This is a genomic window from Streptomyces ficellus, assembly GCF_030406405.1.
Classification (GTDB): Bacteria; Actinomycetota; Actinomycetes; order Streptomycetales; family Streptomycetaceae; genus Streptomyces; species Streptomyces ficellus_B.
Genome location: NZ_JAUEPL010000029.1, coordinates 55225 through 79956, shown reverse-complemented (window position 1 = coordinate 79956; position 24732 = coordinate 55225). Strand labels below are relative to the sequence as shown.

Below are 24732 nucleotides of genomic sequence, written 5' to 3'. Positions count from 1 at the left end.
CCCTGAGATCTTTTTGACGATCTTTTTGTCGTGTTGTTGACGAGATCCTTACCCTACCCGGCGTGCGCAAGGGCGTATCCGGCGAAATCCACCATAGGGACAAAGACGGCACCCGGCTCGTTGGAGCCGGGTGCCGTCTGTGGCCATATGCCCCGTATGCGCCCCCCGTGTGTCGCCCCCCGTATGCCGCCGCATGCGGGGGGACTGGCGTCAGGGCGCTCGTGTCAGGGGCTCTGCGCAGCCCGTCAGTCCTCGCTGGAGGCGGTCGGCAGCTTGGACTGGATGATGTCCATGACGGACGAGTCGGTGAGCGTGGTGACGTCACCCAGCTGCCGGTTCTCCGCGACGTCCCTCAGCAGGCGGCGCATGATCTTGCCGGAGCGGGTCTTGGGCAGTTCCGCGACCGGGAGGATCCGCTTGGGCTTGGCGATCGGGCCGAGCGTGGCGCCCACGTGGTTGCGCAGGTCGTTGACGAGCTGGTCGTCCTCGCTCGCCGTACCGCGCAGGATCACGAACGCCACGATGGCCTGGCCGGTCGTCTCGTCCGCCGCGCCGACGACCGCCGCCTCGGCGACCTTCGGGTGCGAGACGAGCGCCGATTCGACCTCGGTGGTGGAGATGTTGTGGCCGGAGACCAGCATGACGTCGTCCACGCGCCCGAGCAGCCAGATGTCGCCGTCCTCGTCCTTCTTGGCGCCGTCACCCGCGAAGTACCTGCCCGTGAACCGGGACCAGTAGGTGTCGATGAACCGCTGGTCGTCACCCCAGATGGTGCGCAGCATCGACGGCCACGGCTCGGTGAGGACCAGGTAGCCGCCTCCGCCGTGGGGCACCTCGTTGCCCTCGTCGTCGACGACGGTGGCGCAGATACCGGGCAGCGGGGTCTGCGCGGAGCCCGGCTTGGTCTCGGTGACGCCCGGCAGCGGCGAGATCATCATCGCGCCGGTCTCGGTCTGCCACCAGGTGTCGACGATCGGGGTCTTGCCGCCCCCGATGTTCTCCCGGTACCAGATCCACGCCTCGGGGTTGATCGGCTCACCGACCGACCCCAGGACGCGCAGCGAGGACAGGTCGAACTTGGCGGGGATGTCGTCGCCCCACTTCATGAACGTACGGATGGCGGTGGGCGCGGTGTAGAGGATCGTGACGCCGTACTTCTGCACGATCTCCCAGAACCGGCCCTGGTGCGGGGTGTCCGGCGTGCCCTCGTACATGACCTGCGTCGCGCCGTTGGCCAGCGGCCCGTAGACGATGTACGAATGGCCCGTCACCCAGCCGACGTCGGCGGTGCACCAGTAGACGTCCGTCTCCGGCTTGAGGTCGAAGACGGCGTGGTGGGTGTACGCCGCCTGGGTCAGGTAGCCGCCGGAGGTGTGCAGGATGCCCTTCGGCTTGCCCGTCGTACCCGACGTGTAGAGGATGAAGAGCGGGTGCTCGGCGTCGAACGCCTCGGGCGTGTGCTCGGCGGACTGGCGGGCGACGATGTCGTCCCACCAGACGTCCCGGCCCTCGGTGAACGCCGTCTCCTGGCCGGTGCGGCGGACGACGAGGACGTGCTCGATCTGCGGGCACCTGGCGACGGCGTCGTCGATGGCGGGCTTGAGCGCGGACGGCTTGCCGCGCCGGTACCCGCCATCGGCGGTGATGACCAGCTTGGCGTCGGCGTCCTGGATACGGGAGGCCACCGCGTCGGCCGAGAAACCGCCGAAGACGACCGAGTGCGCGGCACCGATGCGGGCACAGGCCAGCATGGCGACAGCGGCCTCGGGGATCATCGGCATGTACACCGCGACCCGGTCGCCTTTGCGGACGCCGAGCTCGGTGAGGGCGTTGGCCGCCTTGGAGACCTCGTCCTTGAGCTCGGCGTACGTGATCGCCCGGCTGTCCCCGGGCTCGCCCTCGAAGTGGATCGCGACCCGGTCGCCGTGTCCGGCCTCGACGTGCCGGTCCACGCAGTTGTACGCCACGTTGAGCTTGCCGTCGGCGAACCACTTCGCGAAGGGCGGGTTCGACCAGTCGAGGGTCTCGGTCGGCTCGGTGGCCCAACTGAGCCGACGCGCCTGCTCGGCCCAGAAGCCGAGCCTGTCCGCCTTGGCCTGCTCGTACGCGGCCGCCGTCACATTGGCGTTCGCGGCCAGCTCGGCGGGCGGTGCGAACCGCCGCTCCTCCTTCAGGAGTCCCCCTGAGGGGGCGCCCCCAGCCAGGCTTTCGTTGCTCACGACATCTCCCATTCCCAGGGCGTCCGATGTGTCCCAGCCCATAGCTCATCAGCCAGATGCCCGGGTGACAAGAGCTACCGGCACACTGGTTTAGACCTCTTTGCCGGTCTCGGCGTATGCCTTCCGGTGCCGTGTCGGCTGACGGAGTGAACGGGACAGGGTGGGTCAAGTGGCCCCTTCCTCCCGGGCGGTGGGAAGAAGGGGCCACCGCTCACTTCCACGGACGCGGTACGCCGAAGGTTCAGATGCGTGCGCACGGGTGACCGGGGGCCACCGTCAGGCCGGCTCCCTCTCCCGGGCGGACGGGCAGGGTGAGGGCGCCACCCGGTCGAAGACGATGTTCTCCGCACCGGTGCCCGTACTCGAAGGAGCGCCCGTGTCCGTGTCCGAGAGCAGGTACGCCTGTGCCTCGCCCACGTGGAAGTACATGCCGTGCAGCTCCAGCGTGCCGTCCGCGATGCGCCGGGCCACCGATTCGTGGGCCTTCAAGTGCTCCAGCTGCTGGACGACATTGGTGAGGCACAGCTGCTCCACCGCATCGGTCGGCATTCTGCCCGAGATCCGCGCCCAGCTGCGGTGCGTGTTCCTCATCCGCTCCAGGCTCGGCACGCCGTGCCGCAGCCAGCGGCGCAGCGGCGTCTGGGGCGCGTCGGGACTGCTGCTGAGCAGTGCCTGCATCGCCCCGCAGCCCGAGTGCCCGCACACGGTGATGGACTGCACCCGTAGCACGTCCACCGCGTACTCGATCGCGGCCGCCACGGAGTCGTCCCCGCTCTCCTTGCCGGGCAGCGGCACCAGGTTGCCCACGTTCCGTACGGTGAACAGGTCGCCGGGACCGCTGGCCGTGATCATGCTGGTGACCAGGCGGGAGTCGGCGCACGTGAGGAAGAGCTGCGACGGCCGCTGGCCCTCCCGTGCCAGCCTGGCCAGCTCCTCACGTACCAGTGGAGCCGTATCGCGCTGGAACGAGCCGAGTCCACGGGCCAGTTGGTGCGTCTCCGTGTGCCGCTTGGACTCGGTGGCCGGGTGCTCACCGCAGTGGTGGTTGCGCCACGGTGTCCACGGCCGGCAGCACGCGTGCGTGCCCGCGCCGGGTTCGGCGATCCGGACGCCGGTGCGGCCGGTCATCTCCACCTGCCCGCCCTGGGCCAGGTGCGACATCTGCCAGTCCTGCAAGGTCTCGTAGGCCGCGTGGTCCATGAACGATCCGTCCAACTCGACGACGACGTCCGCTCCCTGGGGAATCTGGTGCAGGACCCGACTCAGCCGGGGCACGGCGAGAAACGTCAACTGCCCCCGTACCTTGATGTGTTCGACACCGTCCTTGGTCTCCCGTGTGATCCGTGTCCTGGTCAGCCGGTGCATCGCGACAGCGCTCGCCACGACGATGCCGAGCCCCACGCCCTCCAGGATGCCGATCAGTACGACGCCCGTCACCGTCACCGCGTACACCAGCACTTCGCGGTGGCGGGTGACGCTGCGGATGTGGGTGATGCTGACCATCTGGATGCCGATGACCATGACCAGCGCGGCGAGCGCGGGCAGCGGGATCAGGTCCAGTACGGGGACGAGGAACAGCGCCGCCAGTACCACCCACAGGCCGTGCATCATCGTGGAGTGGCGGCTGATCGCGCCCGCCGACACATTGGCGACGCTGCGCACGGCGACCCCGGCGACCGGTAGTCCGCCGAGCGCCCCGGAGACGATGTTCGCCGCTCCTTGCCCCGCCAGCTCCCGGTCGAGGTTGGAGCGCGGCACATGGGTCTTGGGGTCCTTGCGGGCGGCGGCCAGCTTGTCCACGGCGACGGCCGACAGCAGCGACTGGACGCTGGTGACGAGCGTGATGGTCAGGACACCGGCGGCGATGCCGAGGACGGGGCCTTCGGGGAGCCCGGGCAGCGCGTGGCTGCTCCAGGAGGGCAGGTCCACGCGAGGCACCCGGATTCCGGCGACGACGGCGAGGACGCTCGCCGCGGCCACCGAGGCCAGCGCGGCCGGTACCTTCCGCAGGATCTGGCCGGTACGCCCCGGGATCCGTGGCCACAGCAGCAGGACGGCGACGGTCAGCGCGCTGACCGAGAGCGCGGCCGGGTGCAGGTCGGCCAACTGGGCCGGTAGCCCACGGACGTTGTCCACGGCGGAGCTCTGCGGCGTACCGCCGAGGACCACGTGGAGCTGGGCGAGGGCGATGGTGGCGCCGATGCCGGCCAGCATGCCGTGCACGATGGCCGGGGAGACCGCGAGGGCCGAGCGCGCCACCCGCAGGACGGACAGCCCGAGTTGGGCGAATCCGGCGAGCACGGTGATGGCGCAGGTGGTGCGCCAGCCGTAGGTCTGGATCAGTTCGGCGGTGACGACGGTCAGGCCGGCCGCCGGTCCGCTGACCTGGAGCGGCGAGCCTCCCAGCCGGCCGGCGACGATGCCGCCGACGGCGGCGGCCACCAGGCCGGCCTGGAGCGGTGCGCCGGTGGCGAGGGCGATGCCGAGGGAGAGCGGCAGCGCGATGAGGAATACGACGAGGGAGGCGGACACGTCGCAGCCCGCTACCGGGAATCGGCGACGGCCCGGCGGGCTGTGCGGTCGTTTGAGAGGCGCGTCGGGTGCTTGGGACGTACGGCCGGTGCGGCTGGTGCCGCGGGTGCGGCTCGTGCGGGCTGGGACGCAGGCGGTCATGGTTCCCGTCTCCTCCGGGGCGGCGCGGTCGCGGTACGTGCGGATGGAACGAACGTGGGGTCGCGGCCGTGGGTCACGGCGTACAGCGGCGGGAGTGCCAACTCTGTGTAAACAGAGGGTAATGCAGAGTAAAGTCTGCGGCATTATTTTCGAGGCAAAAGGGGCATTCTTTCACTCGATCCAGTGATAAGTCCTTCTAGTGCGGCTTGTCGTATCTTCTACGCCCCGTGCGCGGTGCGAGGTTGACGGCGCTCGCAGCAGACCCGTGCTGAGCCCGTAAAGAGCCCGTGCAGCCCCCTGTGGGGAGACGAGAAGGGTGGGCGGAAGATGGCCGCCACGAAGAAGACCGCCGCCACGAAGAAGATCACTGTCGGCGCGGCCGCGGTGGCACTGATCGCCGGAATGGCCGGGATGGCCGGATGCGCCGGCCCCGGCAAGGCCCCCATCAAGGGCGCCCACGGTCCCAAGCCGGCCGCGGCGCCCAAGAGCGCGGTCCGCCTCATCGGCGACGGCTCCACCGCCTACACCGGCGCCCAGCCCGGGCTGCTCAAGCCGGAGCGCCTCAAGCCCGGGCAGAGGCCACCGCAGTTCGTCGTCTTCTCGTGGGACGGCGCCGGCGAGGACAGCCAGCAGCTCTTCTCCCACTTCCGCAAGGTGGGCCGGAAGTACGGTGCGACGATGACGTACTTCCTCAGCGGCGTATACCTGCTGCCGGAGGAGAAGTCGGCACTCTACGACCCGCCCGGCCACGCCCCCGGCCGCTCCGACATCGGCTTCAACGACACCGAGGGAATCCGCGACACCGTGCGCGAACTGCGCGGCGCGTGGCAGGAGGGCAACGAGATCGGCACGCACTTCAACGGCCACTTCTGTGGCCCGGAGAGCGGGGTCGGCACCTGGTCGGTCGAGGACTGGAAGAACGAGATCGCCCAGGCCAAGTCCTTCGTCAAGAACTGGAGGACCCACTCGGGTCTGAAGGCCGAGAGTCCGCTCCCCTTCGACTACGACAAGGAACTCATCGGCGCCCGCACCCCCTGCCTGGAGGGCCGGAAGAACTTTGTGCGCGCCGCGAGTGAACTGGGCTGGCGCTACGACACCAGCGGTGTCAACGACCAGGTCTGGCCGAAGCAGGACCAGGGGCTGTGGGACCTCTCACTGCAGATGATCCCCATCCCCGGCCGGTCCTTCGAAACGCTGTCGATGGACTACAACTTCATGGTCAACCAGTCGGGGACGGCCAACGGCTCGCCCTCCATGCACCGGTTCTGGGGCGACCAGTTCCGCGACGGGATGCTGCGGGCATTCGACCGCGCGTACAACGGCAACCGCGCCCCCCTCATCATCGGCAACCACTTCGAGTCCTGGAACGGTGGCACCTACATGCGTGCCATCGAGGAGACGATCGCGGAGGTCTGCGTCCGGAGCGAGGTGCGCTGCGTGTCCTTCCGGCAGCTCGCCGACTGGCTGGACGCCCAGGACCCCGCCGTACTGGCGAAGCTGCGGACCCTGGAGGTCGGCCAGTCCCCGCAGGACGGCTGGCCGGCCTTCCTCGCCGCCCAGCCGCCCGCCACCTCGGCGCCCGCCGCCGCCTCCGCTCCCGCTGCTCCCGCCGCTCCCGTCTCTGCGGCGGTCAAGCGGGCTGAGCAGCGCTGATCCTCTCACTCAGTACGAAGCCGGGGTCGACCTGCGCTGCCAGGTCGGCGCCCGTCCTCGCGTTGCCCCAGCTCTCCGCGTTCTTGAGGTGGAAGTGCACCATCTGGCGTGTGTAGCGCTCCCAGTCGCGGTGCCGGTAGGAGTCCTCCGCGGCGTTCTGCAGGCTCTGCAGCGCCATCCGGTTGTTGACCTCCAGCAGCTCGAAGGCTGCCGGACGGCCCTTCTCCATCGAGCGGACCCAGTCCGAGTGCCCGACCGTGACGAGCAGGTCGTCGCCGACCTCCTCCCGCAGGAACTCCACGTCGTCCATGCCCTGGACCTTGTTGCCCACGACCCTGAGCGCGACGCCGAAGTCGCGTGCGTACTGCTTGTACTGGCGGTAGACGGAGACGCCCTTGCGGGTCGGCTCCACCACCAGGAACGTCAGATCGAACCTGGTGAACATCCCGGAGGCGAACGAGTCGGAACCGGCCGTCATGTCGACGACCACGTACTCCTCCGGCCCGTCGACCAGGTGGTTCAGGCACAGCTCCACCGCGCCGACCTTCGAGTGGTAGCAGGCCACCCCGAGGTCGGATTCGGTGAACGGGCCGGTCGCCATCAGCCGGATGTCGCCGTCGTCCAGGCGTACGGTCCGGGCGCACGCCTCATAGATCGGGTTGTCCTCGCACACACGCAGCAGCCGCGATCCCTCACCGGGCGGCGTCGTCTTGATCATCGTCTCGGCGGACGGAATCCGGGGGTTGGTGCCGCGCAGATACTCCTTGATCAGGGACAGATGCGCACCCATCGCGGGCAGTGCGGCCGCCTCGGCGTCATCGAGGCCGAGCGCGGTCCCCAAGTGCTGGTTGATGTCCGCGTCCACCGCGATGACGGGGGCCTCGTTGGCGGCGAGGTGTCGGATGAAGAGCGAGGACAGCGTGGTCTTGCCGCTGCCGCCCTTCCCTACGAAAGCGATCTTCATATTCAGCTAGCGTAGCGGTGCGTGGTGGGCCGGTTGCGCCACGCGGCCACGATGTATGAGGAACACCACTCCTCAGTGGGGCGCGGGTGGCGGGACGCGTAGCCTCGCTACTTATGAGTACGAGTGCCGCAGACCCTTCCCCTTCCTCGCGGCGGGGAGACCCGTTGCTCGCGCTGGGGGCGCTGCCCGGCGTGCCCGAAGCCGTGGATTCCGTTCGCAAGGCCGTCGACCGCGTCTACGGGCACCGTGTGATGCGGCGCCGCGGCAACGAGGTCACTTCGGAGGCGGCGCTGCGCGGCGCGCGGGCCTCGGCCGCGCTGTCCGGCGCCGACTGGGCGCTGGAGGAGGTACGTCGGCGTACGGACTTCGGCGGGGACGAGGAGGCGCGGACGGTCGGCGCCGCGCTGCGGCTGAGCGCCGAGGCCGGTCAGCTGCTGTCCATCTGGCGGCAGTCACCGCTGCGGGTGCTGGCCCGGCTGCACCTGGTCGCGGCGGCGCACCCGACGAGGTCCTCGGACATCGCCGGCCCGGGTGCGGCCTCGGCTTCCGTTGGGGCTGGGGCTGGGGCCGGTGGGCTGGCGGCTGGGGGCGACGTGGCGGGCGTGGCGGGCGCGGGGGATTCGGTCGGGCGGCCGCGGCGGGACGGTGAGGCCGTCCACGAGCCGCTGATCGAGGCACCGCTGCCGGACGCCACCGAGGTCGCGGGCCGGCTGGAGGGCCTGGCGGATCTGATCGTCGCGGGCAGCTCGGCTCCCGCACTGGTGATGGCCGCCGTGGTGCACGGCGAGCTGCTGGCGCTGCGGCCCTTCACCTCGTACAGCGGACTGGTCGCGCGGGCGGCCGAGCGCATCGTGCTGATCGGGAGCGGGCTCGACCCCAAGGCGATCTGCCCGGCCGAGGTGGGCCACGCCGAGCAGGGCCGCGCCGCGTACGTCGCGGCGTTCGAGGGCTACCTGTCCGGTACGCCGGAGGGCATGGCGGCCTGGATCGCGCACTGCGGGCGGGCGGTGGAACTCGGCGTCCGGGAGTCGACGGCGGTGTGCGAGGCACTCCAGCGCGGCGCGGCGTAGGGGCAGCAGCCCAGGGTGCCGGGGGCCGGCGAGGCGCTGCGCACAGGAGGGGTGGAACGCCCGCCCACAGTGCGCCCGGGGGGGGCGGCGAGGCACTCCAGCGGGGGGCGGGGCGCGTAAAGACTGCCGGCCAGGGTGCGCCGGGTGGCTTCGCGGGGAGCCCGCGCGGGCCTTCACCGGCCTCCGGGCGCGCCGGTCTGGTCGGCGGGCGGGTGCGGCGTGGGCGGGCGGGCGCGGCCTGGTGGGCGTCGGCGGCTTCATGGGAAGGCCTGAACAGGGTTGCGGCGGTACCGGTTCCGGTACCGCCGCTGGCACGTCCGCCGAGTTACCATGCGTCCTCGATATATGCCCATCAGGCGGGGACTTTGCCCGACGCCTGGTGCGGCTGGCCCGTAATCGACGGGTCGACGTCGCGTGGGTGCTCAGCTTTCGTGCTGTTCGGTCCGTGGGGCCTTCTTGCTCAACAGGGATCCTTTCGGATTCCTCGGTCTCGCGGGCCGTTAAGTCCTTTGTACTACCGTCCGGAGATATACGAAAGCCCTGACTCCACTTTTTACTTTTGATCCGGAATGGGGCCGAATGAGACCTCGCCCCCCGGGCCCGGCATCCCGCGTTGTGTGAGTCTCCCCCGGGCCGCCGAGGGCCCTACGCGGGCCCTACGCAGGCCCTACGCGGATCTCCGTGCGGGGACGTCGTCGTCATGCCGACTCCCGACGCCGGTTGGCGTACCAGACCAGGCCCGCCGTGGCTGCCGCGGCGCCCACCGCCGCGGCAGCCACGAGGGCGGGGCGCGGCGGCATCCGGAAGGTGGGGATCCGCTGCTTCAGCCGGACCGGGCGGCTGAAGACGAGAATCGGCCAGTTACGGGCCACGGCCTCGCGGCGGAGCGCGCGGTCGGGGTTCACCGCGTACGGATGGCCGACAGACTCCAGCATCGGCAGGTCCGTGGCCGAGTCGCTGTACGCGTAGCAGCGCGCCAGGTCGTATCCCTCCGTTTCGGCCAGTTCGCGAATCGCTTCCGCCTTGGTGGGGCCGTAGGCGTAGTACTCCACCTCCCCGGTGAAGCAGCCGTCGTCGCCGACGACCATCCGCGTCGCCACGACCCGGTCGGCCCCGAGCAGCTCGCCGATGGGCTCGACGACCTCGGCGCCGGAGGTGGACACGATCACCACGTCCCGGCCCGCGGCGTGGTGCTCCTCGATCAGGGACGCCGCCTCGTCGTAAATGATCGGGTCGATCAGGTCGTGCAGGGTCTCGGCGACCAGCTCCCTGACCTGCTGGACGTTCCAGCCTTTGCAGAGCGCCGAGAGGTACGCGCGCATCCGCTCCATCTGTTCGTGATCGGCGCCGCCGGCCAGGAAGACGAACTGGATGTAGGCAGTACGCAGTACGGCGCGGCGGTTGATCAGACCGCCTTGGTAGAAGGACTTGCTGAAGGTCAACGTCGATGACTTCGCAATGACCGTCTTGTCCAGGTCAAAGAAGGCTGCTGTGCGCGGCAAGGAGTGGTTTTCCACGAGCCTGAGCATAGGTGCCCTCCATTCGGCCTACGCTCGGGCGTGTGGGTTTGCCTAAGAGGCCTCTCGGGTACACCATGGAAGTCACGGATCGTTCGCGACCGTGCTAACCCGGTCCGACTCCTCCCCCCCCGAGTCGGCCGGAGAGACGACCCCCGCTCTCCCCCCCGGCGGGGGTCGTCGCATGTCCGGACGCGTTTCCGTCCGTGGGTGGCGGCTGTATCCGATCATTCTGCTCTCTCTTCCCCCGCTCTCGGCGGGTGCCGTGGTCCGACGTCGTTCATCACTCAGAGTAGCCGATGTGCTGCTCTGTGGAAGTCGCTGGTATGGGCTACTGGGATATTCACAACCGGTGGGTTATCCACAGTTTTTGAGCAAGATCCACTTAATTTCCGGAAGCCGTGCACGGTGATTCCGTCCGCGAAGTCCGCGGGCGAAGGAATCGCGGATCTCTCATCGCGCTCGAACCGCGCGGAGGCGCGCGCATCTGACGTGCACCTCACGTGCATCCGACGGGTCTGACGCGCACCTCACCTGGAGGACGCCCGGACGGCGCGAAGAAGAGGAAGCGAAGAGGTGCGGGGAGACAAGCGGGAGCCGGGCGTACGTGTCGTGAGCGATGCGTGCGGCCGTCCGGAAGCTTGCGCGCGGCATCGCGTACGCGACTGACGCGGAAGCCTTCGTGGCGCCCGTGGAAGACCCGCGCACCCCACGGAGAAGACAGGAAAGAGGGGGCGGAGACCATGGCCGAATCCATCACATCCGACCGAGCACCGGCCGATGAAGGGCGGCGGGCCGGGCCGCTGATCGTGACCGAGGACGCGGAGCTGCTCGACGACCTGCTGAGGCTGTGCGCCGCGGCAGGCGCGCATCCGGAGGTGTACCACTCGGTGCCGGAGCGCAAGGCGCGTTGGGAGGCCGCGCCACTGGTTCTGGTGGGCGACGACGCGGCCGGCCGGTGCCGGGGCGCCGCGCGCAGAGGGGGCGTGATGCTCGTGGGACGCGACCAGGACGACCCCGGTGTGTGGCGACGGGCGGTGGAGATCGGGGCGGACTGCGTGCTGCGACTGCCCGACGCGGAGAGCTGGCTGGTCGACCGGATCGCCGATGTGGCCGAAGGGGTGGGTCGGCAGGCGCTGACCGTCGGAGTGATCGGCGGGCGGGGCGGTGCCGGGGCTTCCACGCTGGCCTGCGCACTGGCGGTCACAGCGGCGCGCGGCGGCCGGCGGACGATGCTCGTGGACGGCGATCCGCTGGGCGGTGGACTCGACGTACTGCTCGGTGGAGAGCAGGCGGAGGGGCTGCGGTGGCCCGATTTCGCCGCATCCAAGGGCCGGGTCGCCGGCGGGGCGTTGGAGGAGTCACTGCCCTCGCTGCGGGGGCTTCGCGTGCTCAGCTGGGACCGGGGTGACGCGGTGGTGATCCGGCCCGAGGCGATGCGGTCGGTGCTGGCGGCGGCCCGGAGACGCGGGGGCGTCGTGGTCGTGGATCTCCCGCGCAGGGTGGACGAGGCGACCGCGGAAGCGTTGGCGCAGCTGGACCTCGGGCTGTTGGTCGTACCCGGCGAGCTGCGGGCCGTAGCGGGCGCCAAGCGGGTCGCGTCCACGGTCGGCATGGTGCTGCGGGACCTGCGGGTAGTGGTGCGCGGACCGTACGCCGCCGGGGTGGACGAACAGTGGATCGCCGACGTGCTGGGCCTGCCGCTCGCCGGTGAACTACCGGTGGAAACGGGGCTCTTGGCGGCGCTCGACGCGGGCGCTCCGCCCGGCGACAGCGCGCGGGGCCCGCTGGGGCGGTTCTGCGCGGCGTTCTGGGAGCAGGCCTTGGCCGGGGAGGGGGCGTCGTGACGGCGGAGCTGCTGGAGGCCGTCCGGCAGCGACTCGTGGAGAGCGGCGCCGACCCGACTCCGGCCGGCGTGGCGGCGGCTCTTCGGGCGCAGGGTCGGCTGCTGGGGGACGCCGAAGTGCTGGGGGCCGCCGAGGAGTTGCGTGGTGAACTGGTGGGCACCGGGCCGCTGGAGCCGCTGCTCGCCGATCCGGCGGTGACGGATGTGCTGGTGTCGGCGCCGGACCGGGTATGGGTGGACCGGGGCGCGGGGCTGGAATTGTCGGGCGTCACCTTCCGCGACGCCGCGGCGGTGCGCAGGCTGGCGCAGCGGCTGGCGGCGGTGGCGGGGCGGCGGCTGGACGACGCCCGGCCGTGGGTGGACGCGCGCTTGCCGGACGGGACGCGGATGCACGCGGTGCTGCCACCGGTGGCGGTCGGCTCCACGTGCCTGTCGCTGCGGGTGGTGCGGCCACGGGCCTTCTCGCTGAGCGAGCTGGCGGCGGCGGGCACGGTCCCACCGGGCGGGGAGCGCCTGCTCCGGGCGCTGGTGGAGGCCCGGGTGTCGTATCTCGTCAGCGGCGGCACGGGCTCCGGCAAGACGACACTGCTCTCCACGCTGCTCGGCCTGGTGGGTGAGCGTGAGCGGATCGTACTGGCCGAGGATTCGGCCGAGTTGCGGCCCGACCACCCGCATGTGGTCCGCCTGGAGGCCCGGCCGCCGAACCAGGAGGGCGCGGGCCTGGTGACGCTGCGGGACCTGGTGCGGCAGGCGCTGCGGATGCGGCCCGACCGGCTGGTCGTGGGTGAGGTGCGTGGCGCTGAGGTGGCCGATTTGCTGGCCGCCTTGAACACCGGGCACGAAGGCGGCTGCGGCACTGTCCACGCCAACACCGCCGCCGATGTGCCCGCCCGGCTGGAGGCCCTCGGGACGGCCGCCGGGCTCGACCGGGCGGCGCTGCACAGCCAGGTGGCGGCCGGGTTGTCGGTGGTGGTGCACCTGGTGCGGGACCGGGCCGGGCAGCGGCGGATCGCCGAGGTCCATGTGCTGGAGCGGGACGGTCGGGGCCTGGTGGTGACGGTTCCCGCGTTGCGGTGGGGTGCCGAGGGGTTTCGGGAAGAGCGGGGTTGGGAGCGGCTGCGGTCGCTGATCGGGGGAGCGCTGTGGTGACGGGACAGCCGATGTACGCGGCGGTGTGCGCCGGTGCGGCCGCCTGGCTGCTGTGGAACCGCGAGCGGGGACCGCGGCGCGCCCGGCTGCTCTTCGCGGGCGGCGGGGGCGGCGGCGAGGCGAGGATGCCTGCCCTGTGGACCTGGCGGCGGTGGGGCCCCGTGGTGTGGGTGCGGCGCGAGTGGCTGTGCCTGGTGGCGGCGGTGGTCCTGGCGGTGCTGGGCGAGTCGGTGCTGCCGCTGGCTGCGGGCGCGGTCGCGGTGCCGCTGGTGAGGCGGCGGCTGCGGGCCAGGGGGCACGCGAGGGAGCGGGCGCGGCGGGCGGACATGGTGATCGCGCTGTGCGGTGCGGTCGCGGGCGAGCTGCGTGCCGGATGGCAGCCCGCGCAGGCGCTGCTCTGGGCGGCGCGCTCCACAGGCGCGCTGGGCCGTGAGGAGGCGGCGGTCCTGGCGGCGGCGCGGTTCGGGGGCGACGTACCGCAGGCACTGCGGCGGGCGGCCCGGGAGGACGGCGCGGACGGGCTGGCCGGGGTGGCCGCCTGCTGGCAGGTGGCCGTGGACGGCGGGGCCGGTCTCGCGGCGGGTCTCGACCGGTTGCAGGCGGCACTGCGGGAACGCCGGGACCAGCAGGAGCGGCTGCGGGCCCAACTGGCGGGCGCCTGGTCGACCGTGGGGCTGCTGGCGCTGCTGCCCGTGGTGGGCCTGGCGATGGGCTGGGCGCTCGGTGCCGACCCGTTGCGGGTGCTGCTGCACACCCCGGCGGGCTGGGGCTGCCTGGTGGTGGGTGGGCTCCTGGAGGCCATGGGCCTGTGGTGGGCCGGACGGGTCGTACGGGCCGGGGAGGCGCTGTGACCGGGGACCGCGCGCACACGCTCGGTGCGGTGCTCACGATGCTCACCGTGCTGGCGAGTGCGGGCTGGGTGTGCTGGACGGTCGCGGCACGGCGGCGTGAGCGCCGGGTGCGCGGACGGATCGCGGCGCTGCTGGGTGCCGAGCTGGGGCGGCACCGGACCTGGCGGCCGGAGTACGGCACGTGGGTGGGCAAGTGGGCGGCACCCCTGGGCGCCGCGATCACGGGCTGGGTCCTGGTCGAAGGGGTTGCCGGGTGCGCGGTCGGAGCGGCCGCCGCCTATGGCGTACGGAAGTGGCAGCGGCGCCCGCGCCCGGCCGGGGACGACGGCGGGGAGGTGGCGCACCGGCTCCCGCTGGCGGCGGACCTGCTGGCGGCGTGCCTGTCGGCGGGGGCGGCACCGCGCGAGGCGGCAGAGGCTGTCGGGGAGTCGCTGGGTGGTCCGGTCGGCGACCGGTTGGCGAGGGCGGCGGCCGAACTGCGCCTCGGCGGCGAACCGGCCGAGGCGTGGGGGCGATTCGGTGAGATACCGGGCGCCCGGCCACTGGCCCGCTGCCTGGAGCGGGCGAGCGCCTCGGGCGCTCCGGCGGCCGACGCGGTCTCCCGGCTGGCCGCCGGGCTGCGGGCGGAACAGGCCCGGCAGGCCACGGCCCGTGCGCAGCGCGCACAAGTGCTGATCACGGCGCCCGTGGGGCTCTGCTTCCTGCCCGCCTTCCTCGCGGTCGGAGTGGCGCCGGTGGTGATCGGGCTGGCGAGCGAACTTCTGTAGCGGCGTGCTTCAGAGCGAACTGTTGTGACGGACTGACAACTCATGGGGGCGGATATGTGGAACCGGATGAAGGCACTGCTGGGCAGGGCGCGTGAGGACGCGGGGATGACCACGTCCGAGTACGCGATGGGCACGATCGCCGCGTGTGCCTTCGCGGCCGTGCTCTACAAGATCGTGACGAGCGATGTGGTGTCGGGCGGGCTGGAGTCGGTGATCGGGAGGGCGCTCAATGCCCAGTTCTGAGACCCCCGGTGCTCAGGCCCCCCTTGCCGAGGCCCTGGCTGATGAGACAGGCGGCGGTGACCGTGGTTGGGTGACGGTCGGCGGTGACCGTGGTTCGGTGACGGCCGAGGCGGCGACGGTCCTGCCGGCGCTGGTGCTGTTCACCATGGCCCTGGTGTGGGCGCTGATGGCGGCCGCCGCGCAGATCCAGTGCGTGGACGCGGCCCGGGCCGGGGCGCGGGCGGTGGCCCGCTCGGAGCCGCGTGAGGCGGCGGTGGCAGCGGCGCGGTCGGCTGCTCCCGGAGGCGCCCGGGTGGCGGTGGAGCGGGCCGGCGAGCTGTGGCGCGTGCGGGTGGAGGCTCCCACGCCGGGGCCGGGCGCGCTGGCGCTGACGCTCAGTGCGGAGGCGGCGGCGCTGGCCGAGGACACCGTGGGGGTGACGCCATGAGCGGCGCCGACCGCGGCTCGGCGACGGTGTGGGCGGCGATGGCCGCCACCGTGATGTGTGCGGTGTTCGCGGCGGTCCTGGCCCTGGGGCAGGCGGTGGCCTCCCGCCACCTGGCGGGCGGCGCCGCGGACCTGGCCGCGCTGGCGGCGGCCGACCGGGCGCTGTGGGGCACGGCCGACGCGTGCGGGGCGGCGGCCCGGGTGGCGCGGGCGCAGGGGGCGGAGGTGGTGCGGTGCACGGTACGGGGCGAGATCGCCGACGTGACGGCACGGGCGCGCTTCGGGCCGTACACGCCGGAGGTCAGGGCGCGGGCGGGGCCTCCTCGGGCGCTTCCGGGGCTCCCCTCAGCAGTTCCGTGAGGAGGCGGACGGCGCCCCGCTTGTGCAGCGGGTCGTTGCCGTTGCCGCACTTGGGGGACTGGATGCAGGAGGGGCACCCCGCCTCGCAGTCGCAGGACGCGATGGCGTCGCGCGTCGCGGTGAGCCACTCGCGGGCGGTGCGGAAGGCACGCTCGGCGAATCCGGCACCGCCCGGGTGCCCGTCGTACACGAAGACCGTCGGGAGCAGGGTGTCCGGGTGGAGCGGGATGGACACCCCGCCGATGTCCCAGCGGTCGCAGGTGGCGAAGAGCGGCAGTAGCCCGATGGAGGCGTGCTCGGCGGCATGCAGGGCGCCGCCCAGTTGTTCGGGGTTCACCCGGGCGGCGTCCAGCTGGTCCTCCGTGACGGTCCACCACACGGCGCGGGTGCGCAGGGTGCGCGGCGGCAGGTCGAGCTTGGTCTCGCCCAGCACCTCCCCGGTGATCAGACGGCGACGGAGGAAGGAGACGACCTGATTGGTGACCTCGACGGAGCCGTAGCACAGGCGCCCGTCGCCCCAGGGGATCTCGGTGTCGGTTTCGAGTACGGAGATGGTGGTGGTGTCGCGGGCGGTGGTGGAGTACGGGGGATTGGCCTCCTCGACGAGGGCGACCGAGTCCTTCAGGTCCAGCTCCTTGACCAGATAGGTGCGGCCCATGTGGAGGTGGACGGCGCCTTCGTGAACGGCGGCGTGGGAGGCCGACTCGTCCACGGTGCCGAGCAGGCGGCCCGTCCCCGCCTCGACGATCTGGACGGGGCTGCCGCCCTCGCCGCGGATGTCGGTGAGATCGGCGGCGCGTTCACGGCGGGTCCAGTACCAGCCGGAGGCCCGCCGGCGCAGCAGGCCCGCCGACTCCAGCTGGGGCAGCAGCTCGGAAACGGCCGGACCGAACAGGCCTAGGTCGGACTCCGTGAGCGGCATCTCCGCGGTGGCCGCGCACAGATGGGGGGCGAGGACGTACGGATTGTCCGGGTCCAGGACGGTCGATTCGACCGGCTGGCGGAACAGCGCCTCGGGATGGTGGACGAGGAACGTGTCCAGCGGATCGTCGCGGGCCACCAGGACCGCGAGTGCCCCATGCCCGGAGCGTCCGGCGCGGCCCGCCTGCTGCCACAGGGAGGCGCGGGTGCCCGGGTAGCCGGCGATCAGGACGGCGTCCAGGCCGGAGACGTCGATGCCCAGCTCCAGGGCGGTCGTCGCGGCGAGCCCGAGCAGCTCCCCGGAGTGCAGGGCCCGCTCCAGGCCCCGCCGCTCCTCGGGCAGGTAGCCGCCCCGGTAGGCGGCGACCCGCTTGGGCAGGGAGCGGTCCACCTCCGCCAGACGCTCCTTGGCGATGACCGAGATCAGCTCGGCCCCGCGCCGGGAGCGTACGAAGGCGACCGAGCGGACCCCCTGCAAGGTCAGGTCCGTGAGGAGATCGGCGGTCTCGGCGGTGGCGGTACGGCGCACCGGGGCGCCCTGCTCGCCCTGCAGCTCGGTGAGCGGCGGCTCCCACAGGGCGAAGACCAGCTCGCCGCGCGGGGAGGCGTCGTCGGCGACCTCGGTGACGGGCAGGCCGGTCAGGCGTCCGGCGGCCAGGGCCGGCTGGGCGGCGGTGGCGGAGGCGAGGAGGAAGACGGGGGACGCGCCGTAGCGGGCGCACACGCGGCGCAGCCGCCGCAGCACCTGGGCGACGTGGGCCCCGAACACCCCGCGGTAGGTGTGGCACTCGTCGATGACGACATAGCGCAGGGCGCGCAGGAAGGAGGACCAGCGGGGGTGGGAGGGGAGTATGCCCCGGTGGAGCATGTCGGGGTTGGTCAGTACGTAAGTGGCGTACTGGCGGACCCACTCGCGTTCCTCGACGGGCGTGTCGCCGTCGTACGCCGCGGGCCGGATCCGGTTGCCCAGCGGAGCGGCGAGCCCCTTCACGGACCGCAGCTGGTCGGCGGCGAGGGCCTTGGTCGGGGCGAGGTACAGGGCGGTGGCGCCCCGGCCGTTGGCCGCCTCGGAGCCGTCGAGCAGCGTGGACAGGACGGGGGCCAGATAGGCGAGGGACTTGCCGGACGCGGTGCCGGTGGCGATGACGACCGATTCGCGGTCCAGGGCGTGCTCCGCGGCGGCCGCCTGGTGGGCCCACGGGTGCTCGATACCCGCCGTACGGATGGCGTTGATCACTTCTGGGCGGATGCGATCCGGCCAGACGGCATGCCTACCCGGTCTGGGGGGCAGGTGCTCCGTATGAGTGATGCGCGCAGCCCGGTTCGCCCCCGCGGCGAGCCGGTCAAGGACCGTACCGGGGGAGGGGCGGGTGTCCCCGCTCTCGGGAGGTCGACTGGGGCGGTGATTCATGGCCATCGGCACCGAGTGTGTCACCGGCATGACGGACAATGCTCCCAAGGCGTCGTGCATGGCTGCTGGTAAGTGATTGAATGCCATCGCGGCTGGCGATCCGTCCCCAGGCTCCGTCCGGAGATCGGAGGGGCGACCGCTCGATAGCAAGGTGCTGGAGGATCCGTGGACCTGTCCCTGTCGACTCGCAATGTGTCCGGCCCCGCCGGCGACCGTACGGTCGTCGAGGTCGGTGGCGAGATTGATGTGTATACCGCGCCCAAGCTGCGCGAGCAGTTGGTCGAGTTGGTGAATGACGGCAGCTACCACCTGGTTGTCGACATGGAGGGCGTGGACTTCCTCGACTCGACCGGCCTCGGCGTGCTCGTGGGCGGCCTCAAGCGCGTCCGCGCGCATGAGGGCTCGCTGCGCCTGGTCTGCAACCAGGAGCGCATTCTCAAGATCTTCCGGATCACCGGTCTCACCAAGGTGTTCCCGATCCACACCACCGTGGAGGAAGCCGTCGCGGCGACCGACTGAGAAGGCCGGTCGGCCGGGCCGGAGACAAGGCCGGTCGCGCCGAGTTCCGGCCGGTCCGGCGCTGTACCGAGGTCCGGGCCGCGTGCCGGACGGAGGCCCGGGCGCGTCGGGCCGTGCCGATCGCGGATCGTGGCGAGGAAACCGGCCCCGGCCGGCGCCTCGACCGATGCCGCAGTCGGCGCACCGTCGGTGCCGGTCAGCGCCGGTCGGCACCGGTTGGCGCTTCGGCCGCGCCACAGGCCGGGCCGCAGGTCGGGCCGCAGGTCGGGCCTCATGGCCGAGGGCCACAGGGCCGGGCCTCATGGCTGGGCCTCATGGCCGGGGTTCCGGCTGGGGCTCACGGCCGGAGGTTCGGGCCGGGCTTTCGGCGGCGCTTCGGCCGGGCCGCCGGAGGCTCCGGGAGGAAGGCAGGGTGCCGGGCGTCGAGCCCGGCCCTCTGGGACGCACGCTCGTAGGGACCGAGGGGGACCGCATGGCCACCGTTGAACTCCGCTTCAGCGCCCAGCCCGAGCACGTCAGGACCGCCCGTCTGGTGGCGGCCGCCGTGGCGCGCCGGGCCGGGGTCGACGAAGCCGTGCTGGACGAGGTCAGGCTCGCCGTCGGTGAGGCGTGCTCCCGCGCCGTCGGGCTGCACCGCAGCAATAACGTCACTTCTCCGGTCCGGGTCGTGCTGAACGAGGAGGAGAAGACGTTCTCGATCGAGGTCGGTGACGAGGTGCCGGGCGCGGGCGTGGCCGCGGCCGACGCCGCCGGGGTGCCCGGCAAGCGCAGCTCGGCGCCCGCGGAGGAGTTCGACGACGCGGAGGGCGAGGACGAGATGGGCCTGGCGGTCATCACCGGGCTCGTCGATGACGTCGAGGTGTCCGCCGGCAAGGCGGGCGGCGTCATCCGAATGACCTGGCCGACGAACCCGGCCGCGGTAGTCTCCTGACCGCCGTCCCGCGAATGAAAAGGCCCTGCTGAGCAGGGCCTTTTTGCTTTTCCTAGATCGTCGCCAAGTGTCAACGGTTCTAGGTCATTACTACTTTCGAGTGGATTCCTTGCGTCGAACATTTGCCTAGTGGCGAGCAAAGGTCAATTCTGTTCTACGGCGCTCTGTTTTGATCGGGTTCTGCTCCCTACAATCCGTCCACATCTTGAGCTCTTCTGACGTCAAGGAGGACGAATGGCGGGGCTCTTCACACCACACCTGTCCGACCACCCCACTTCTCTCGCGGCCGCGGTCCTCACCGACGACAACCGGATCATCGTCGTCGTCATCGCGGCTGTGGCGCTGGCCGCCCTGGTCGTCGCCCAACTGCTCGTACGCCAGGTACTGGCGGCCGGTGAGGGCACCGCCGCCATGAAGAAAATCGCGGCGGCCGTACAAGAAGGCGCGAATGCCTATCTGGCCCGTCAGCTGCGGACCCTCGGCATCTTCGCGGTCGTCGTGTTCTTCCTGCTCATGCTGCTGCCCGCGGACGACTGGTCACAGCGTGCGGGACGATCACTGTTCTTCCTGGTGGGGGCGCTTTTCTCGGCGGCCACCGGATACATCGGCATGCGTCTGGCCGTCCGCGCCAATGTGCGCGTGGCGGCGGCCGCGCGTGAGGCCACTCCGGCGCCCGGAGAGCCGCAAAAGGATCTGACGGCCGTGTCGCACAAGGCCATGAAGATCGCTTTTCGTACGGGCGGCGTGGTCGGCATGTTCACGGTGGGCCTCGGCCTGCTCGGTGCCTCCTGCGTGGTCCTGGTCTATGCCGCCGACGCCCCCAAGGTGCTCGAGGGCTTCGGTCTCGGTGCCGCGCTCATCGCGATGTTCATGCGTGTCGGCGGCGGCATCTTCACCAAGGCCGCCGACGTCGGCGCCGACCTCGTCGGCAAGGTGGAGCAGGGCATCCCCGAGGACGACCCGCGCAACGCCGCCACCATCGCCGACAACGTCGGGGACAACGTCGGCGACTGCGCGGGCATGGCCGCCGACCTCTTCGAGTCGTACGCCGTGACGCTGGTCGCGGCGCTCATCCTCGGTAAGGCGGCGTTCGGCGACTACGGACTGGCCTTCCCACTGATCGTTCCGGCGATCGGCGTGGTCACCGCGATGATCGGCATCTTCGCGGTCGCCCCGCGGCGCGCCGACCGCAGTGGGATGAGCGCGATCAACCGCGGGTTCTTCATCTCCGCGGTGATCTCGCTCGCCCTCGTGGCGGCCGCGGTCTTCATCTACCTGCCGTCCTCGTACGCCGAACTCGAAGGCGTCACCGAGTCCGCCATCACGACGCACGGCGGCGACCCGCGCGTCCTCGCGCTGGTGGCCGTCGCCATCGGCATCGTGCTGGCCGCGCTGATCCAGCAACTGACCGGCTACTTCACCGAGACCAGCCGCCGCCCGGTCAGGGACATCGGGAAGTCCTCCCTGACCGGCCCCGCCACGGTCGTCCTCGCGGGCATCTCCGTCGGCCTGGAGTCCGCCGTCTACACGGCCCTGCTCATCGGGCTGTCGGTGTACGGGGCGTTCCTGCTCGGCGGTACGTCGATCATGCTGGCGCTGTTCGCGGTGGCGCTGGCCGGCACCGGCCTGCTCACCACCGTCGGCGTCATCGTCGCGATGGACACCTTCGGACCGGTCTCCGACAACGCGCAGGGCATCGCCGAGATGTCCGGCGACGTCCAGGGCGCCGGCGCCCAGGTGCTCACCGACCTCGACGCGGTCGGCAACACCACCAAGGCCATCACCAAGGGCATCGCCATCGCCACGGCGGTCCTGGCGGCGGCCGCGCTCTTCGGTTCCTACCGGGACGCGATCGCCACGGCCGTACGCGAGGTGGGGGCCAGGGCCTCCGAGATGAACCTGACCATGGACATCTCGCAGCCCAACAACCTCGTCGGGCTGATCCTCGGTGCCGCGGTGGTGTTCCTCTTCTCCGGGCTGGCCATCAACGCGGTGTCGCGGTCGGCCGGATCGGTGGTCTACGAGGTGCGCCGGCAGTTCCGCGAGCACCCCGGGATCATGGATTACAGCGAGAAGCCGGAGTACGGGCGCGTCGTCGACATCTGTACGAAGGACGCGCTGCGCGAGCTGGCCACCCCCGGCCTGCTCGCGGTCATGGCCCCGATCGCCGTCGGCTTCTCCCTGGGCGTCGGCGCCCTCGGCTCGTACCTCGCCGGAGCCATCGGCACCGGCACCTTGATGGCCGTCTTCCTCGCCAACTCCGGAGGTGCCTGGGACAACGCCAAGAAGCTGGTCGAGGACGGCCACCACGGCGGCAAGGGAAGCGAGGCGCATGCCGCGACGGTCATCGGCGACACGGTCGGCGACCCCTTCAAGGACACGGCGGGACCGGCCATCAACCCGCTGCTGAAGGTGATGAACCTGGTCTCGCTGCTCATCGCGCCCGCGGTCGTGCAGTTCAGCTACGGCGGCGACGCCAGCGCGGGCGTACGGGCTGTGGTGGCGGCTGTCGCGATCGTCATCATCGTCGGAGCGGTGTACGCGTCCAAGCGGCGTTCCGTCGACATGGGGGACGACGAGGACAGCTCGGCCGGGCGGGTCGCCAGCAAGGCGACCGCCTTGTAACACCCGATCGGGTGACGGGCGGACGGACGCATAGACGCTCCGTCCGCCCGTCGAGCCGAGGGTCGTGAGGCTTATCTCCCTTGGTGCAAATGGTTGTAAAAGCGTACGGAACGGTCACCCGACACGCGAATGTCGCCCACTTGGCGTGTATGTTCCGGGGCCGAGAGCCTCGGAAGGGACCAATCCGGTGAACAAGAAGCTTGCGGCCGCACTGTCCGGCGGTGCGGTACTGGTGCTCGCACTGTCGGGCTGCAGCGAAGACGACGGTGAAAACAAGGTGGACGCCTGGGCCAAGAAGGTCTGCGACCAGGCGCAGCCGCAGATCCAGAAGAGGGCCAACGCCCAGCAGACCATCATCTCGACGGCGGCGGACGGCAAGCCCGCGGACATCCAGGCTGCCGACTCCAAGGCCTTCCAGGACATCGCCGACGCCGACAAGGCGCTCGCCAAGGCGGTGCAGGACGCCGGGGTGCCGCCCGTCGACAACGGCGAGAAGCTCCAGCAGGACGCGGTCAAGGAGCTCAACGCCACGGCCGCGGCGTACGAGGCGCTGAAGAAGCAGGTCGACGCGCTCAACCCGAGGGACCAGCAGAAGTTCGCCGATGGGCTGCAGAACGTGGCGGACGGGCTGAAGAAGATCGAGAAGATGGACCAGGACGCGCTGGCCAAACTGCAGTCCGGCCAGCTCGGCCAGGCGATGGCCAAGCAGCCCGGCTGCCAGAAGGCCAAGGCGTCGGTGTCGCCGACCATCCCGCCCGCCAAGCCCGGACCGGCCGCCTCCGCCTCCGCCCCCGCCGCTTCCGCTTCGGCCTCGAAGCCGGCCTCGGCGAGCTAGCGCCCGCTTCTCCGTACCCGAACGCACGTAGGCACTCGTACGCGTTTTCCTTGCGAGCCTTGGCCCGGTCCCCGGCAGGGGGCCGGGCCGCGCGTTGATTGTCAGTGGCGGCGGCCACAATGAGCATGTGAGTACGACCAGCCTTACCGCCAGCCTCCCGGTGCCCGATCGCGCCGCCCGCCTCCGCGACGCCCTGCTCGCCATCGGCTTCACCGCCGACGGGCTGCTCGAGCTGCTCGGCGCACCCGCGTACGCCGCGCTCGCCCGCAGCGAGACGGTGCCCGCTCTGCGCGCCACGCGCGGGGACGGCCCCCTCGACACGCTCGTGCGCCTCTTCCTCCTCCAGCGGCCCGTGACGTACGAACAGGCGCGCGCCGCCCTGCCGCTGGAAGAGGCGCTCGCCGACGGGTGGGTGAGGGAGGACGCCGGCGAGGTCCGCGCCACCGTGGACGTACGGCCGTACGGCGGGCCGGAGGGCCAGGACTGGTTCATCGTCTCCGACCTGGGCTGCGCCGTGGGCGGGGCGAGCGGAGCGCGAGGCCGCGGCGAGGGCGTGGTTCTCGGCGTGGGCGGGGCGTCCACCACGCTCGCCGGGATCACGGTCCGTACGCCCGTCGCCTCGGCACTGGACCTCGGCACCGGCTCCGGCATCCAGGCGCTGCACGCCACACAGCACGCCACCCGGGTGACGGCGACGGACCTGAACCCGCGGGCACTGGACTTCGCCCGGCTGACGCTCGCGCTGTCCGGTGCGCCGGAGGCCGACCTGCGCGCCGGTTCGCTGTTCGAGCCGGTGGATTCGGAGACGTTCGACCTGATCGTGTCCAACCCGCCCTTCGTCATCTCGCCCGGTGCCCGGCTGACCTACCGGGACGGCGGGATGGGCGGAGACGATCTGTGCCGCACGCTCGTCCGGCAGGCCGGGGCGAGGCTGAACGACGGGGGGTTCGCGCAGTTCCTCGCCAACTGGCAGCACGTGGAGGGCGAGGAGTGGCAGGAGCGGCTGCGGTCCTGGGTGCCGCCTGGGTGCGATGCCTGGATCGTGCAGCGTGAGGTGCAGGACGTCACGCAGTACGCCGAGTTGTGGCTGCGGGACGCCGGGGACCACCGCGACGACCCCGAGAGGTACGCGGCGCGGTACGAGGCGTGGCTGGACGAGTTCGAGGCACGCGGGACCAAGGCGGTCGGCTTCGGCTGGATCACGCTGCGCAAGTCCGGCGCCGAGGAGCCGTCGATCGTGATCGAGGAGTGGCCGCACCCGGTTGAGCAGCCGCTCGGCGAGACGGTCCTCGCGCACTTCGCGCGCCAGGACTACCTGCGGTCGCGGGACGACGCGGCGCTGCTGGCCGACCACTTCGTGCTCGCGCCCGAGGTGGTGCAGGAGCAGGTCGGGCTGCCGGGGGCGGAGGACCCCGAGCATGTGGTGCTCCGGCAGAACCGCGGGATGCGCCGCGCCACCAAGGTGGACGCCGTCGGGGCGGGCTTCGCGGGCGTGTGCGACGGGACGCTCAGCGCCGGACGAATCCTGGACGCCATCGCCCAGTTGATGGGTGAGGACCCGGTGCTGTTGCGTGACCGTACGCCACAGGCGATCCGGCTGCTGGTGGAGGAAGGGTTCCTGGAACCGGCCACGGCGGGATGAGCCAAGGGGCCGCCGCCGGGTCTGTCCGTCCGAGCGGGTGTGCGAAGCGCTGTGACAGCACGACATGGCTGATGAGGGGGTGTTTGAGGAATCCGGAGTGACGGTATTTG

19 protein-coding genes are annotated in these 24732 nt (G+C 71.5%); 14 read left to right on the top strand and 5 right to left on the bottom strand.

The window, feature by feature from the left end; translation table 11 throughout:
* Positions 1-245: 245 nt before the first annotated feature.
* Positions 246-2261 (bottom strand): acetate--CoA ligase, encoded by a 2016-nt coding sequence (gene acs / locus QWM81_RS19335; RefSeq protein WP_290113373.1) that lies wholly within the window; start codon positions 2259-2261, stop codon positions 246-248.
* Positions 2262-2495: 234 nt separating this feature from the next.
* On the bottom strand, positions 2496-4892 hold the full coding sequence (locus tag QWM81_RS19330) for a SulP family inorganic anion transporter (RefSeq protein ID WP_290113372.1): 2397 nt from the start codon (positions 4890-4892) through the stop codon (positions 2496-2498).
* A 327-nt stretch (positions 4893-5219) separates the two neighbouring features.
* Between QWM81_RS19330 and QWM81_RS19325 the strand changes: the two genes are divergently transcribed.
* On the top strand, positions 5220-6545 hold the full coding sequence (locus QWM81_RS19325) for a polysaccharide deacetylase family protein (protein ID WP_290113371.1): 1326 nt from the start codon (positions 5220-5222) through the stop codon (positions 6543-6545).
* On the opposite strand, the gene QWM81_RS19320 is transcribed toward QWM81_RS19325, so the two are convergent.
* Positions 6523-7509, bottom strand: a complete 987-nt coding sequence (locus QWM81_RS19320) for an ATP-binding protein (RefSeq protein WP_290113370.1) — start codon at positions 7507-7509, stop codon at positions 6523-6525. The genes QWM81_RS19325 and QWM81_RS19320 overlap by 23 nt on opposite strands.
* Before the next feature lie 113 nt (positions 7510-7622).
* On the opposite strand from QWM81_RS19320, the gene QWM81_RS19315 reads away from it, so the two are divergent.
* Complete coding sequence (locus tag QWM81_RS19315; RefSeq protein WP_290113369.1) at positions 7623-8579, top strand: Fic family protein; 957 nt, start codon at positions 7623-7625, stop codon at positions 8577-8579.
* Positions 8580-9277: 698 nt separating this feature from the next.
* Here the strand turns inward: QWM81_RS19315 and QWM81_RS19310 are convergent.
* Positions 9278-10108: an HAD family hydrolase gene (locus QWM81_RS19310; RefSeq protein ID WP_290113368.1), complete on the bottom strand. Its 831-nt coding sequence runs from the start codon at positions 10106-10108 to the stop codon at positions 9278-9280.
* Between the two features lie 731 nt (positions 10109-10839).
* Here QWM81_RS19310 and ssd point away from each other — a divergent pair.
* The 7 genes from ssd to QWM81_RS19275 all read left to right on the top strand — a co-directional run bounded on the left by ssd (position 10840) and on the right by QWM81_RS19275 (position 15738).
* On the top strand, positions 10840-11943 hold the full coding sequence (gene ssd / locus QWM81_RS19305) for a septum site-determining protein Ssd (RefSeq protein ID WP_290113367.1): 1104 nt from the start codon (positions 10840-10842) through the stop codon (positions 11941-11943).
* Entirely contained in the window at positions 11940-13091 is a 1152-nt protein-coding gene (locus QWM81_RS19300; RefSeq protein WP_290113366.1) for a TadA family conjugal transfer-associated ATPase, read from the top strand. Before ssd ends, QWM81_RS19300 begins: the two co-directional genes overlap by 4 nt.
* Before the next feature lie 11 nt (positions 13092-13102).
* Entirely contained in the window at positions 13103-13942 is an 840-nt protein-coding gene (locus tag QWM81_RS19295; RefSeq protein WP_290113383.1) for a type II secretion system F family protein, read from the top strand.
* A 38-nt stretch (positions 13943-13980) separates the two neighbouring features.
* Entirely contained in the window at positions 13981-14709 is a 729-nt protein-coding gene (locus QWM81_RS19290) for a type II secretion system F family protein (protein WP_290113382.1), read from the top strand.
* Positions 14710-14751: 42 nt separating this feature from the next.
* Positions 14752-14952: a DUF4244 domain-containing protein gene (locus QWM81_RS19285; RefSeq protein ID WP_290113365.1), complete on the top strand. Its 201-nt coding sequence runs from the start codon at positions 14752-14754 to the stop codon at positions 14950-14952.
* Between the two features lie 70 nt (positions 14953-15022).
* Positions 15023-15379, top strand: a complete 357-nt coding sequence (locus tag QWM81_RS19280) for a TadE family type IV pilus minor pilin (RefSeq protein ID WP_290113364.1) — start codon at positions 15023-15025, stop codon at positions 15377-15379.
* A complete protein-coding gene (locus QWM81_RS19275; RefSeq protein ID WP_290113363.1) occupies positions 15376-15738 on the top strand; it encodes an Rv3654c family TadE-like protein in 363 nt (120 codons plus the stop codon). Before QWM81_RS19280 ends, QWM81_RS19275 begins: the two co-directional genes overlap by 4 nt.
* Here the strand turns inward: QWM81_RS19275 and QWM81_RS19270 are convergent.
* Positions 15680-18157 (bottom strand): DEAD/DEAH box helicase, encoded by a 2478-nt coding sequence (locus QWM81_RS19270; protein WP_290113362.1) that lies wholly within the window; start codon positions 18155-18157, stop codon positions 15680-15682. The two genes, QWM81_RS19275 and QWM81_RS19270, sit on opposite strands and share 59 nt — an antisense overlap.
* 78 nt (positions 18158-18235) lie before the next feature.
* Between QWM81_RS19270 and bldG the strand changes: the two genes are divergently transcribed.
* The 5 genes from bldG to QWM81_RS19245 all read left to right on the top strand — a co-directional run bounded on the left by bldG (position 18236) and on the right by QWM81_RS19245 (position 24622).
* Complete coding sequence (bldG, locus tag QWM81_RS19265; protein WP_290113361.1) at positions 18236-18589, top strand: anti-sigma factor antagonist BldG; 354 nt, start codon at positions 18236-18238, stop codon at positions 18587-18589.
* 472 nt (positions 18590-19061) lie between these two features.
* Positions 19062-19520 (top strand): ATP-binding protein, encoded by a 459-nt coding sequence (locus QWM81_RS19260; protein WP_290113359.1) that lies wholly within the window; start codon positions 19062-19064, stop codon positions 19518-19520.
* 234 nt (positions 19521-19754) lie between these two features.
* On the top strand, positions 19755-22145 hold the full coding sequence (locus QWM81_RS19255) for a sodium-translocating pyrophosphatase (protein ID WP_290113358.1): 2391 nt from the start codon (positions 19755-19757) through the stop codon (positions 22143-22145).
* 187 nt (positions 22146-22332) lie between these two features.
* Entirely contained in the window at positions 22333-22980 is a 648-nt protein-coding gene (locus QWM81_RS19250; protein WP_290113357.1) for a small secreted protein, read from the top strand.
* A 127-nt stretch (positions 22981-23107) separates the two neighbouring features.
* The gene (locus tag QWM81_RS19245) at positions 23108-24622 is read left to right on the top strand and encodes a DUF7059 domain-containing protein (RefSeq protein ID WP_290113356.1); all 1515 of its coding nucleotides are present in this window, start codon (positions 23108-23110) and stop codon (positions 24620-24622) included.
* The last annotated feature ends 110 nt before the right edge of the window (positions 24623-24732 follow it).

Coding starts and splice junctions, on each gene's coding strand:
- acs (WP_290113373.1), bottom strand. CDS start 2,261: ATGGGCTGGGACACATCGGACGCCCTGGGAATGGGAGATGTCGTGAGC.
- QWM81_RS19330 (WP_290113372.1), bottom strand. CDS start 4,892: ATGACCGCCTGCGTCCCAGCCCGCACGAGCCGCACCCGCGGCACCAGC.
- QWM81_RS19325 (WP_290113371.1), top strand. CDS start 5,220: ATGGCCGCCACGAAGAAGACCGCCGCCACGAAGAAGATCACTGTCGGC.
- QWM81_RS19320 (WP_290113370.1), bottom strand. CDS start 7,509: ATGAAGATCGCTTTCGTAGGGAAGGGCGGCAGCGGCAAGACCACGCTG.
- QWM81_RS19315 (WP_290113369.1), top strand. CDS start 7,623: ATGAGTACGAGTGCCGCAGACCCTTCCCCTTCCTCGCGGCGGGGAGAC.
- QWM81_RS19310 (WP_290113368.1), bottom strand. CDS start 10,108: ATGCTCAGGCTCGTGGAAAACCACTCCTTGCCGCGCACAGCAGCCTTC.
- ssd (WP_290113367.1), top strand. CDS start 10,840: ATGGCCGAATCCATCACATCCGACCGAGCACCGGCCGATGAAGGGCGG.
- QWM81_RS19295 (WP_290113383.1), top strand. CDS start 13,103: ATGTACGCGGCGGTGTGCGCCGGTGCGGCCGCCTGGCTGCTGTGGAAC.
- QWM81_RS19290 (WP_290113382.1), top strand. CDS start 13,981: ATGCTCACCGTGCTGGCGAGTGCGGGCTGGGTGTGCTGGACGGTCGCG.
- QWM81_RS19285 (WP_290113365.1), top strand. CDS start 14,752: ATGGGGGCGGATATGTGGAACCGGATGAAGGCACTGCTGGGCAGGGCG.
- QWM81_RS19275 (WP_290113363.1), top strand. CDS start 15,376: ATGAGCGGCGCCGACCGCGGCTCGGCGACGGTGTGGGCGGCGATGGCC.
- QWM81_RS19270 (WP_290113362.1), bottom strand. CDS start 18,157: ATGGCATTCAATCACTTACCAGCAGCCATGCACGACGCCTTGGGAGCA.
- QWM81_RS19260 (WP_290113359.1), top strand. CDS start 19,062: ATGGCCACCGTTGAACTCCGCTTCAGCGCCCAGCCCGAGCACGTCAGG.
- QWM81_RS19255 (WP_290113358.1), top strand. CDS start 19,755: ATGGCGGGGCTCTTCACACCACACCTGTCCGACCACCCCACTTCTCTC.